12 protein-coding genes and 2 tRNA genes are annotated in these 12,399 nt (G+C 31.9%); 5 read left to right on the forward strand and 9 right to left on the reverse strand.

Going from position 1 to position 12,399, the window contains the following annotated elements; translation table 11 throughout:
- Positions 1–44 precede the first annotated feature (44 nt).
- Positions 45–383 (forward strand): hypothetical protein, encoded by a 339-nt coding sequence (locus AC1RPR_RS05895; protein ID WP_481761632.1) that lies wholly within the window; start codon positions 45–47, stop codon positions 381–383.
- A gap of 54 nt (positions 384–437) precedes the next feature.
- Here the strand turns inward: AC1RPR_RS05895 and AC1RPR_RS05900 are convergent, their stop codons facing one another.
- The 3 genes from AC1RPR_RS05900 to AC1RPR_RS05910 all read right to left on the reverse strand — a co-directional run bounded on the left by AC1RPR_RS05900 (position 438) and on the right by AC1RPR_RS05910 (position 1,960).
- On the reverse strand, positions 438–1,361 hold the full coding sequence (locus AC1RPR_RS05900; RefSeq protein ID WP_481762191.1) for an IS3 family transposase: 924 nt from the start codon (positions 1,359–1,361) through the stop codon (positions 438–440).
- On the reverse strand, positions 1,304–1,789 hold the full coding sequence (locus tag AC1RPR_RS05905; RefSeq protein WP_481761995.1) for a helix-turn-helix domain-containing protein: 486 nt from the start codon (positions 1,787–1,789) through the stop codon (positions 1,304–1,306). The genes AC1RPR_RS05900 and AC1RPR_RS05905 overlap by 58 nt, the downstream gene beginning before the upstream one ends.
- Positions 1,790–1,887: 98 nt before the next feature.
- Positions 1,888–1,960 (reverse strand) — tRNA-Glu (locus AC1RPR_RS05910).
- Between the two features lie 511 nt (positions 1,961–2,471).
- Here AC1RPR_RS05910 and AC1RPR_RS05915 point away from each other — a divergent pair.
- A tRNA-Gln gene (locus AC1RPR_RS05915) sits at positions 2,472–2,544 on the forward strand.
- A 477-nt stretch (positions 2,545–3,021) separates the two neighbouring features.
- Here AC1RPR_RS05915 and AC1RPR_RS05920 read toward each other — a convergent pair.
- The 3 genes from AC1RPR_RS05920 to AC1RPR_RS05930 all read right to left on the reverse strand — a co-directional run bounded on the left by AC1RPR_RS05920 (position 3,022) and on the right by AC1RPR_RS05930 (position 6,116).
- Positions 3,022–3,774, reverse strand: coding sequence for a hypothetical protein (locus tag AC1RPR_RS05920; protein WP_481761916.1), 753 nt, complete (start codon positions 3,772–3,774; stop codon positions 3,022–3,024).
- A gap of 492 nt (positions 3,775–4,266) precedes the next feature.
- Positions 4,267–5,196, reverse strand: coding sequence for a hypothetical protein (locus tag AC1RPR_RS05925; protein WP_481761917.1), 930 nt, complete (start codon positions 5,194–5,196; stop codon positions 4,267–4,269).
- A 272-nt stretch (positions 5,197–5,468) separates the two neighbouring features.
- A complete protein-coding gene (locus AC1RPR_RS05930) occupies positions 5,469–6,116 on the reverse strand; it encodes a hypothetical protein (RefSeq protein ID WP_481761918.1) in 648 nt (215 codons plus the stop codon).
- Positions 6,117–6,728: 612 nt separating this feature from the next.
- Between AC1RPR_RS05930 and AC1RPR_RS05935 the strand changes: the two genes are divergently transcribed.
- On the forward strand, positions 6,729–7,013 hold the full coding sequence (locus AC1RPR_RS05935) for a hypothetical protein (protein ID WP_481761919.1): 285 nt from the start codon (positions 6,729–6,731) through the stop codon (positions 7,011–7,013).
- 160 nt (positions 7,014–7,173) lie between these two features.
- Positions 7,174–7,374, forward strand: a complete 201-nt coding sequence (locus AC1RPR_RS05940) for a cold-shock protein (RefSeq protein ID WP_057973786.1) — start codon at positions 7,174–7,176, stop codon at positions 7,372–7,374.
- A 290-nt stretch (positions 7,375–7,664) separates the two neighbouring features.
- Here the strand turns inward: AC1RPR_RS05940 and AC1RPR_RS05945 are convergent, their stop codons facing one another.
- Together AC1RPR_RS05945 and AC1RPR_RS05950 are read right to left on the reverse strand one after the other, a co-directional pair.
- Positions 7,665–9,581 (reverse strand): GH25 family lysozyme, encoded by a 1,917-nt coding sequence (locus AC1RPR_RS05945; RefSeq protein WP_481761920.1) that lies wholly within the window; start codon positions 9,579–9,581, stop codon positions 7,665–7,667.
- A gap of 138 nt (positions 9,582–9,719) precedes the next feature.
- Complete coding sequence (locus tag AC1RPR_RS05950) at positions 9,720–10,253, reverse strand: PadR family transcriptional regulator (RefSeq protein WP_409022286.1); 534 nt, start codon at positions 10,251–10,253, stop codon at positions 9,720–9,722.
- Between the two features lie 110 nt (positions 10,254–10,363).
- On the opposite strand from AC1RPR_RS05950, the gene AC1RPR_RS05955 reads away from it, so the two are divergent.
- Complete coding sequence (locus AC1RPR_RS05955) at positions 10,364–10,912, forward strand: phenolic acid decarboxylase (RefSeq protein WP_481761921.1); 549 nt, start codon at positions 10,364–10,366, stop codon at positions 10,910–10,912.
- A 69-nt stretch (positions 10,913–10,981) separates the two neighbouring features.
- On the opposite strand, the gene AC1RPR_RS05960 is transcribed toward AC1RPR_RS05955, so the two are convergent.
- Entirely contained in the window at positions 10,982–12,328 is a 1,347-nt protein-coding gene (locus AC1RPR_RS05960) for a glucose-6-phosphate isomerase (protein WP_481761922.1), read from the reverse strand.
- Positions 12,329–12,399: the final 71 nt, after the last annotated feature.

Here is a 12,399-nt window from a genome sequence, read left to right on the forward strand (position 1 = left end):
AATTGGTATAATGAAGTAAATCATTTAGATGGGGAGTGTCACTTATGGCTAGTAATTCAGATTCTATATTCTTCGTCTTATCTTATGTCAGACGACATCCAGAAGACGTTTTCTTTTCACGCTTGACCTATACTAATTCAATAACCCTCGTCATACCAGGAAGCGTCAAAGTAGCTGATGCTGATATTTATTTTTTACCAGATAAACTAACTGTTAATCGTCTCACTGATGATTTCGTTTCAAAACACGGTGATTTATTAGATTACTTTAACGATAAATTAGATCATTCCATCCCTGACTATATGGACGTCTGGGTAACAACCGTGTATCTGACACATCATGATAAATATTTAATTGAACTTTCATTTGAACAAAATGTCTAAACAAAAAAGTGATTAAGCAGGTTCTGAAGTGAACCCCAAAAGTTGGAGTAAATATTAAGCGATCATCTGGTCGGTATGTTTTCGATATTCAATCGGAGACATACCGGCCAGTTTTATTTTAATTCTTTTATGATTGTAATAATCAATATAATTTTTTATGGCTACTTTTAAAGCTTCGTATGTCGCATAATCGTGATTATGAACTGTCCCAACTTTTAAAATATGAAAGAAGCTTTCAGCACATGCATTATCTAAACAAGTCGCTTTGCGACTCATACTTTGAAAAATTTTTGCTGATTTGATAATCTCTGTATAACGGCTGTTCTGATATTGAAATCCTTGATCAGAGTGAACTGTCATTCGATAACTGAGATTTGAACGTTTATTGATTAACCGTTTTAGTGGTTCTGTCACAAACTCCACCGTTGGGTGGAGGCTAATTGACCATTGAAGGACTTCACTATTAAATAAATCAATATATGCCGTAAAATAAGCTCTTTCATTTGTACTTTTATTTCCCCATCGTAGTTCAGTGACATCAGTTACTATTTTTTGATAGGATCTATCAGTCTTAAAACGTCGGTTTAAAAGATTGGAAGCTATTTTACCAACAGTTCCTTTATATGAATTATATCTTTTCGTTTTTCGTTCGTAAGCGTGACATAGGAGTTTGTTTTCTCGCATTATTCTCAACACGGTTTTGTGATTGATTTTAATGCCTATGTTACGTAACTCACTTGTTACGGGACGATACCCATAATCAGAATGCCCTTCACAAATTGTTTTAATCGTTTCAATCAGTTCTTTTGAATCTTGTTGGTACTCTCGTTTACAAGCATCATGGTAGCTACTGCTGGACATCAGTCCAGCTTTTAATACGGTTGCCAACTTAATCTGTAATTCACACCTTAACTCAGTGATTATCTGGGCTTTTTCTTGGTTTTTAATCTTTGTTTTTTCTGTATTAAGGCGTCCAATTTTTCCAAGTACGCTACCCGTGCCCTTAGAAAGTCATTTTCTTCTTGTAATTGTTTTGAAGTTTTTGGATTTTTTGATTTAGTCATTTTAGGCAGTTTTCCTTTTGAAGTTTTTAAGCGACCTTGTACCAGTTTCTTTTCCCAGTCCCAAATCACGACAGGATTCTTAATTTTAAAATGACGTGCTGTAACCGGAAAAGAAGCCCTATGTTTTAATCGCCAGTGAATGACCTTCATTTTATAGGAATAATCATAAAATGTCTTCCCTAAATTATTTTCTAAGCCTTGAATCCCAAACATTTTAAAATGATCCAACCATTGATAAATAGTTGCAGATCCCTTGATTCCATACTTCTTCATTAGTAAACCGGCTGGTTTACCTTTCAAATATTCTTTTAGAACTTTTTTCTTTATTTCAACTGTGAACATAGTAAAACCCCCTGAGTTAGATTTCTCCAACTCAGGGGGTTCACTTCATTCCCCTACTTAATCACTTTTTTAAATATTCTAATTAATTACATCTTTTATCGCCCAAACGGGGCTCGAACCCGTAATTCCGCCTTGAGAGGGCGACGTCTTAACCAATTTGACCATTGGGCAAAAATACTCTTTTAAGTATAACCCATATAGATTTGATGTCAATGATTTTTATGCCAAATTAAAAATTGAATAAAACAACAATACAGATACAAACCGAGACAGTACAATGCAGCAGCCCACATAACAAAAGATAACCATTTATATTGTAGGAGAACTTTCGTGGTACCTATCAATAACGTTGTGACACACGCAATCAATAATCTAATGTATAACTTTTTTAATTCACGTCTTAGTTTTATTTCCAATACGTTCGCCTCAAACCCATCTATAGAATAATAACTTAATAAAATGTGCAAAACTTTAGCTTAATTTATTCATTTGTACTTTCTCTACATAACACAATCTTTATGTCCTTCATTATAACGTTATGTATCAATTAGAAAAGTAATCATCACTTTTCTTTATCAATAATTAATCATCTTTACTATTTCTTATTGTTTCAACAAAATATTACTATTTTCTATTTGACAAAAGACCGTTATATCGCTAAAATTAGGAAGTTAATTATTCTTGGGTAATAGCCAAACTGGTAAGGCGCCGGACTCTGAATCCGCAATCTGTAGGTTCGATCCCTACTTACCCAATCAAGTGTTTTCATAGAGTTTCATAAGGTTTCATCTAGATTCAACAAACCGTAGTCAAAACCGTAGTCAAAAAAATAAACTGTACGGGCATGTATGTACTGATGCATCTACTTTCTTAAGTAGGTGCTTTTTATTTTCCCTCAACAAACCGTAGTCATTTCATCACATCTAATTAAATCTACTTCCTTTAGGGTGTCTTGAATGTCTTGATAACCTTTTTAATTGCATCCCTTTAGGGGGTCCGAAATGTCCGAATACTTATTTTTGCCTACATATCTAATAAGTCCCAGGGATGAATAGCTGCACCCATATACTAATATTTGCTAACATATTAGGTATAAATGAAGTATCATTTTGACGAGCTTACTAGAGTTTTGATGAGCTTTATAAAGTATTTTATGGCAAGTTTTGGCAGGTTCTAACACTAACCCTATTACTTACTTTAAGAATACCTAAACATCAATTATAGATAAGGTATTATTTATTACACCTTATCCTCGCCGCTTCGCCTTTTAAAATTTTATTCACTGCATTTAACGGAAAAGATATAGAGTCTATATTTGTTGCAACTGCTGTAAAAATTTTATTAATTTTATTAGTTTCTTGATCTATCAATTCTATATTTTCTTCTTTATTTTTCAATAACCATTTTACTGCCATAGTAAGTTCATCGTATGTTTTCATTAAATCACTCCAAAGTGTAGCAATATTATCTTGATAGGTATCACATTTTTTTGATAATTCGGGTACATAGCTAACGTATGTTTCAAAATAAATTACATATTCATTCTTCAAATTAGTAATTTCATTCAATTTTTCTTTATTAATTTTTGTACCCAAATTACGAATATCATCTATTGTTTCTAATGTACCCTTAGAGAAAATATCTTTTTTCATTAAAATAATATTGGCGGTAAATCTATTATTAATAGAAATTAATCTAGATATGTTCTTAATATCTTCTACAGCAAGGGCATTACTTAACTCATTTTTTCTTTGCTCTTTTAACTGAAACTTTGTATTTATATATGCAAACATAGCTGCACCACCAATACCTATGAAAGAACCTATATAACCTCCCCAAAATCCAAGCCACCCATCACTCGAACCTACTCCTGGAACAATGCCAATAAAAATATTGATGACCCAAGGGATGATAACAGTCACTATCAATATTACTAGTAAAATGAACCATTTATATTTTTTTATAAACCCCCATATTTTACTCACTGCATTACCTCCAAATATCTTATTTACCTCTATATTAAACAATAAAAAACAGGTAAACAATACCTGTCCCAACTCTATGAAATACTATGAAACTCTACGTAACTTAAAAGGTTTATTTTAATGATCACTAGTTACTCAAAAATCACTAAATGATGATTTAACTCACACTAAACTTTTTCACACTTTGAATCTGGCTACCGTTTGTACTTCCAACCGTATCATTCATGATGGATCATTTTAGATAGTATAGTTTATTTCTTTAGCTTTTTAAATGTTTGCACTTTCGTCAACACTATTAGTGTATATACTTTTTAGCTACTATGCTAAGAAATTCATTAATTTTGCTTTTCTAAATTTTAGCTAATATTCTAAGGCCCGGTATTTATCTGAAGATTCCCAGTTCCATATTTCATTTTTTACAAAAAAAGCACTCACGTTTGTGAATGCATTAATGAACCATTATGGAATATCACTATAAAGTATTATATTTATTTAACGGTTTAGCGTAAAGTTTTCTGTATCTATGTCTGGTCTAGTCGAATAGCGTGAGATAGTTTTAAGTGAAACGGTTGTTTTGTTATGATCAGGCACTAGGTAATATTTTTCTCGAAGACTTGCACCCGTGTACACCAACTCTATTTCCCAACCACCATTTCCATAGGGTACGTATCCTCCCAACGCTGCAGGAATATCATCATTATTATTAATTTTAGTTATAGTACTTTTACTTCTATCTGTTATTATCAAGTTAAAATTGCCGTAATTATCATTTGAATTTTCATGTTTGATAATCAGTTTAATCGCTTCATCAATTGATATTGATAGCCCATCACTGGATTGTTGTGTATCATCACTAGCATTGATGATAACGTTATTCACTAGAGTATTTCGACTACCATCAGTTAACTTTTGATTTACATAAGTAGCTATTGTCGACATACCAACTTTTTGTAGTTCATTATCTGCATTGTCATAATAAGCTACAGTATTATGTACATCCCCCAGTAATCTATAATATGGATTATCACCTTTTTGAATATAATACTTAACTGTACTTGAATTAGGTGTTTTAATTGAAACATTGAACCCATCTGCTATTTTATCCGTTAAACCATTCCAAAAACGATTTGCACCATAATAAGCGATTGCTACAGCTGACTGTTTAGGATGGTCTTTCATCTGCTGAACTGTCAGAGTTCCTACATTCCTACTTGCCTGTTTTTTCGTTTCCTGTAATTTACTTTTTTCTTTTTTTAACGATGAAACTTCTCTACTCATTGAACTAGCTATTTTCTTTGAACTTGCTTGTGATTTACTAGAATCAATAGAAGATGATTCATCCTTTTTTGAATTGCTGCTCCCACACGCAGTTAATGATAATAACATCATTGCTATCCCACACGTTACCAATACCTTTTTCATTTTGAAACTCCCCTAAAATTTATTTACCTTTAAATTAAACACTAAAAATGATAGGTAATCAATATTCGTATTCACCTTATGCACTTTTATAAAACTCTGTACAACATAATCTATATTTTCATACTAATAGTCGCAGGTTTTGTTAGATTTTTAACCATTCAAAGATATTTTATACTAAGTTTGTTCAGCCCCAAATGCCGCAATAACCCGTACGACATTTTCTATTTTGGCGTACAAAAAAACATCCACAGTATGGATGTTTCAATTAACCATTATATTTTATTTTGAGTTTGCTGTGCGTCTATTGCATCTTTGGCAGTCGTTTCTAATGCAAACTCATAAGTAAGCTTTGTTCCATTAGATTGTTTTTCTATCCATTCTCCATATGTTATATGTGATCCCTTTATTGTGTAAGGTATGCGATGTGAACCAGATTCACCCCTCATTATAATAAACTTATCGGTTATCTTATACGTATAATTATAGGCTCTATCTTTTCCCAGCTGTGTACGAACCACTGTATCACTTTTTGCGTAACCTAGAGTAATTAAATCAAAAAGGGAGTGCCGTGGAGCAGTACCATCTTCCATAGCTTTACTGATGTCCTCACCATTATATTTGATTGGAGCAAAACTAAATCCTTTTTTTAATTCATTTCTCACAAGATTAGCTGCCTTAGATGACCTTTCAGCTACCATACTTGATTCTTTGGCAGCTGATTCTGATGATGCTTTACTTTCAGAAGATACTTTTGCTTTTTTTATAGACTCTTTCTTATTTGATTCACTTTTTGATTTCTGCAAACTAGATGATTTTACCTCAGATGATGACGATTCCTTACTTGCACTATTGCTGTTCCCACATGCAACTAATAATAATGCAACCATTGTTGAAGCACATAATACGACTACCCTTTTCATTATCCAACACCCCTTTATTTTTATACACTCACATATTAAACACTAAAAAAAGCAGGTAAACAATACCTACCTCCTTTGTATGTACACTCTAAATACTTCAATAAAGTAATAAAGGGTTATATTTTAAAGTTTCTAACATTCATACCCGCTATTAATTTTTAATGCTATATATATTTTTAATTGACGAAGGCTACCAACAAATTCTGCTGGTAGCCTTCTCACTGAATATTTATATTTAATTTTGAGTTAATTAATTTTAAAATAAGTTACTAATTCTACTTCTAAACGATGTAACCCTACCTACTTTACATCCTTGCAACTCCTTGGTTGCGCCAGCGTGAATAAATGAATAGAAATCATCAAACTGAATAATTTATACTAAGAATATTAATATTGAGCTACTATAACCTTAACATGTTTTTGTTTATTGTCAATTTTTCCGAATGATTTATATAGTATTTTCTCATTTTATGTTCTATTTATGATATACTAAATGAGATATTTTAATGATGGTACTTAAATTAATAAAGTGACAGCAACTTAAATCCCCGATTCAATTCTGTCTCCTTCATTTTGAATACACTATAATAATAGTTTGGAGGTTTATACACTATGTTAAGTAAGACAAAAAAATTCTTAAGAGCAAACAAAATTTATTACGATAAAGAACATCTCAATCCATTAATGGTTCCAGATCGTATTTACGTACTTAATTTTGGCTTAGATGAGGATGATCTCAATAATAGATTTATCGTTGAATACACGTATACTTGGACTGGTCGAATCAAAATTAATAAAATTACGATTCGACTTCATAATCAAGTTAGCCCACATGAATTTCGTAATGAAACAGAATTACTGCATTATCTTAAAAAACACACTAAATCGAGCAAATAACATTTGCATTAATCGTCATTAGATGTTATATTAAACTTATGTATTTATGGTTCGGTTATTTAAAGGTGATTTGTTTCATTTATGAACACACTTCTTTTTAATAGTTCAATCAACAAATGCAAAATATATTAGTGCTTACAGCACATGGAGGTTTCATATTATGGAACAAGGTACAGTAAAATGGTTTAATGCAGATAAAGGTTTTGGTTTTATTACTCGCGAATCTGGCGACGACGTTTTCGTTCATTTCTCAGCTATCCAAGGTGACGGTTTTAAATCACTTGACGAAGGCCAAGCAGTTACTTTCGATGTTGAAGATTCTGATCGTGGACCACAAGCAACTAACGTTGTTAAAGCTTAATTATAAGCCTTTGAAACTTACCTTCGGGTAGGTTTTTTTTTTGCAATAATAACCGTATACCCTCTCATCAGCTGCTGTTGTATGACTGTATTTTTAAATTAAATAATTATTTATCATCCGGTTCCTACTATGCACTTTAGGTTACGTTCAAAATCAACTTTAAATTTATCAATATAAAAAATGCCTCATAATTATTAGACGTAGGTCTAACGATTATGAGGCATTTTTAAGTCACACTGTCTTTCAATATCATAATTCATCAACAACAATTAACTTAGAACTATTTTCATTTAAAATGCGTTGCTGTTTACATATCCTTGCCACTTACCATTTGCATTGTATATCGAGTAATATTTATTGCCATTAATTGAATAAGCATATTTTACTGTATATTTCGTACCTGAGTTAGCTATAGTTGACCCTTTTTTTACCGTCCAATTAAAATTACCCCAGATATCATAGCTTCTTTTAACAGAGACAATTTTATTGTATTTAGTATAAATATGGCTAGTTGCTTTATTATTCACATAACCCATCCATTTACCGGCATCGTTATAAAGTGAGTAGTAAATATTTCCGTTTCCTGTAGTATATCTGTATCTAACGTTATATGTTTGACCATAGTAATTACTAGAAGTACTTTTTTTAGATGACCACAAGAAATTACCCCAGACATTATAACCTTTATCGCTAATTTTGACCTTTGCCTTTAATGATTTAGCTACTAAGGTATTCGTAGCATTACTGTTAACATAGCCTTTCCAAACATTATTACCATTATATAGTGAGTAATACGTATTACCATTAATCTTATACGCATATTTAGCATTGTATGTCTGTCCGGAGTTAGTAACTGTAGATCCTTTTTTACTTGTCCAATTAAAATTACCCCAGATAGTATAGCTATTTTTAACAGAAACAATCTTATCATATGATGAATAAACTAAATTTGAAGCATTACTATTCATATAACCTAACCATGTACCTGCATTATTATAAAGTGAATAATAGACGTTACCATTACCCAATGTATATCTGTATCTGACATTTAAGTTTTGACCATAATAATTAGCTGTTGTTCCTTTTGCTGACGTATAGAAAAAATTACTCCAGATAGTATAATCACGTTTAGTAATTTTAGCGGTTGCTTTAAATTCTTTAGCTGAAGCAACCTCCATTGCGTTACTATTTACATATCCAGCCCATTTGCCTTTACTATCGTACAATGAGTAATATTTGTTACCATTACTGTGATTATAGTAATATTTTGCGCTATAAACTTTTCCAATTTTTCCAGTTGTCGTATTTTTAACTTTATTCCAACTAAAATTACCCCAAACATTATATCCAGATTTTTTAATTGAAACTAATTCATTATAACTTTGTGCTTTCCCAGCTGCGTTCGTGGGTGGTGTACTTTCTGTTGGTTTGTTATCTGTTGATGCACTTAAAAACCAATCAGCATTTTTACCAGACATGATACTTGCATCAATGTTTCCAACCCCTGATAAACCATGATTTGTAAAGTTACTTGTATATTGCCATAACGAATGACTTGTTTCCATTGGCTCATTACTTTGGTATGCAGCTAACCAAAAACCATCATATGCGTTAACAGCCGTACTGGCATATGTTTTCATAAAACTAGCATAAGAGTAAAGTATAATTTTACGATTACCTACATATTTAGCCATCTCATCAGCCCAGGCTTTTGTTGTGGCGTTAGTATTTGCTTTGCTAGCATTCGTAACCGTTTGATCTTCATAATCATTGACAAAGAACTTAGCATCCTTGGCACGGTTATATAAGTCTTTCGCTTCTACTCTAGCATCAGCAACATTTTCATATTGGCTAAATGAATAAACACCATATGGAATATTATATTTCTTCATCATCGCAATATTATGATCAATCACTAAATCTTTACGATTTGACCCATATTGAACACGTAAAATAATAAATTTAAAATTTTTCTTTAATACTTTAGCTTGTGCATCTGTAAATGATCCTTGAAATTCTGATAAATCAGGAATTGAATTATCGCGATTTGTAGCCGATTTACTCAATAAAGATGCTGATTTAACTAATGATTCAGGTACATTTGACCCCATCACACCTTCAGGCTTCGAAGTATTAGCCGAGGCCTGATATGCTCCGATACCAATACCTACTATCACACTAGATAAAAATAATACATATTTCGTCATTCTTTTCAAAATAGAAACCGCCCTTTTATTTTTTGTTTAATAACCATATTCTAGCATAATTTATAAGTCAAAAAGATTAAGATTAGAAAAAAAGACCTTCAATAAAAAAATAATAGACGTTTTATAAGCGTCTATTATTTAATTAAGATACTTTTTAAACCACTTAACACAGTATTTTTCTCGTTCAATTGCATGATCTAAAATCAAATAATGACCATATTGTTTGTTGATTTCTTCTTCTGAGAAAAAAATTAATTTCATTCTTCCTTCAAGATGATCTAATTTTACTTGATGTAACTGTAATTGCTCAATTAATCTTTGCTGTAATTGAACGTCATCTTTATTTTTAATAAAATAAAGTTTCAAAATAAATTCGTCTTTAATCGGTTTTAATTCCCCACTATCTGATACTAACCAATCCATTAAAACTTTTTTACCTTGTGATGTAATAGAATATATTTTCTTTTCTAACTTAGTACCTGCTATTTCAATTTCATGCGTAATGTATCCATCTTTTTCCATTATTTTAAGAGCAGGATAAATTTGACTATGTCCTGCTTGCCAAAATTCTCCAATATCAGTCGTAAATGCTTTAGTTATATCGTACCCCGATAATGGTTCTTGATTCAATAATCCTAAAATAATATATTGTAATTTATTTTTTTTTGCCATTTTTCCCCTTAACTTGACTTTTAATACTTATCAGTATACTATAATCAAGTAAACAAAAACATGTAAACTTTTACATGTATAAATAAACACTTTAAAGGAGAACAAAAATTATGACAAATACAGAAAAAAAGTTTAAAACATTAGATGATTTCTTAGGTACACATTTTGTATATACTTACGATAACGGTTGGGAATATGAATGGTACGCTAAAAATGATCATACTGTTGACTACCGTATCCATGGTGGTATGGTTGCTGGACGTTGGGTAACTGATCAAGAAGCTCACATCGTTATGCTTACTGAAGGTATTTATAAAATTGCTTGGACAGAACCTACAGGTACTGATGTCGCTCTAGATTTCTTACCTAACGAAATGAAAATTAACGGAACAATCTTCTTCCCTAAATGGGTTCAAGAACATCCTGAAATTACAGTTACTTACCAAAATGACCATATCGATTTGATGGAAGAATCTCGTGAAAAATACGAAACATATCCTAAAATGGTTGTCCCAGAATTTGCTACAATCACTTACATCGGTGATGCCGGTCAAAATAACGAAGATGTTATCAATGAAGAACCTTATGTTGGTATGCCAGATGATATTCGTAATGGTAAATATTATGACGAAAATTACAAAATGATCAAAAAGAACTAATTTATTCCAAATAAAAATCGTCTGAACTTTTAAAAGTTCAGACGATTTTTATTTTATAACTTTTTTATCTTAAAGACGTGCATTTAATTCTTTTGAAAGGTCTTCGAAGCCAGGTTTACCAAGTAAGGCAAACATGTTCTTTTTGTATGCTTCAACACCTGGTTGGTTAAATGGGTTAATTCCATTCAAGTAACCAGATACAGCTACAGCTGCTTCAAAGAAGTAAATTGTATATCCTAATGTGTAAGCGTCTTGTGTAGGAATGTTCAAAATCATGTTAGGAACATTACCATCAGTATGAGCTAAAACAACACCTTGGAAAGCCTTTGTATTAACAAAGTCCATTGTCTTACCTTCTAAGTAGCCTAAGCCATCAAGATCGCCCTCTTCTTCAGGAATAGCAGTATCATTAACGGGAGTTCCCACATTAATTACAGTTTCCATCAAGTTACGACGGCCTTCTTGAATATATTGGCCTAATGAATGTAAATCAGTTGAGAAATTAGCTGAAGATGGGTAAATACCCTTTTGATCTTTACCTTCAGATTCGCCCATCAATTGTTTCCACCATTCTGAGAAATATTGTAAACTTGGTTCGTAGTTTTCTAGAATTTCAGTTGTGTAACCTTTACGGTATAAAATATTACGTAAAGCTGCGTATTGATATGCTTCATTTTTTGTTAAATCAGCATCTGAATATTCAACACGTGCGTCTTCAGCACCTTGCATCAAGGCATCAATATCAGCACCTGAAGCAGCAATTGGTAATAAACCAACAGCAGTAAGAACTGAGAAACGGCCACCAACGTCATCAGGAATAACAAATGCTTCATAGCCTTCAGAATCAGCTTCAACTTTTAAGGCACCAACTTTACGATCAGTTGTAGCGTAGATACGTGAGTTAGCTTCTTCTTTACCATATTTTGCGATTAATTTTTCTTTGAAAACACGGAAAGCAATTGAAGGTTCTGTTGTTGTACCTGATTTAGAAATAATATTAACTGAGAAATCACGATCACCAATTAAATCTACTAAATCATGTACGTATGAAGGACTAATTGAATTTCCAGCAAATAAGATTTGAGGTGCATTTCTTTTTTCAGCTGGTAATAAGTTATAGAATGTATGGTTTAAGAATTCAATAGCTGCGCGAGCACCTAAATATGAACCACCAATACCGATAACGACTAAAACTTCTGAATTAGATTGAATTTTTTTAGCTGCTGTTTTAATACGAGCGAATTCTTCTTTATCGTAGTCTTTAGGTAAATCTAAAAATCCACGGAAATCACTACCTGCCCCTGTACCGTTGCGTAATTCACTATCTGCTGCAGTAACAAGTGCTTGCATTTCGCCAAGTTCATTGTCTTGGACGAATTTTGATAAGTTAGAACTATCGAATGAAATATGTGCCATTTTAATTATCTCCCTCATATTCTTTATTTAACAACTTACATTATACAATACTTAGTAGAAAATATAACAGT

Source organism: Dellaglioa sp. CoH-57-MRSF-22, from assembly GCF_056781895.1.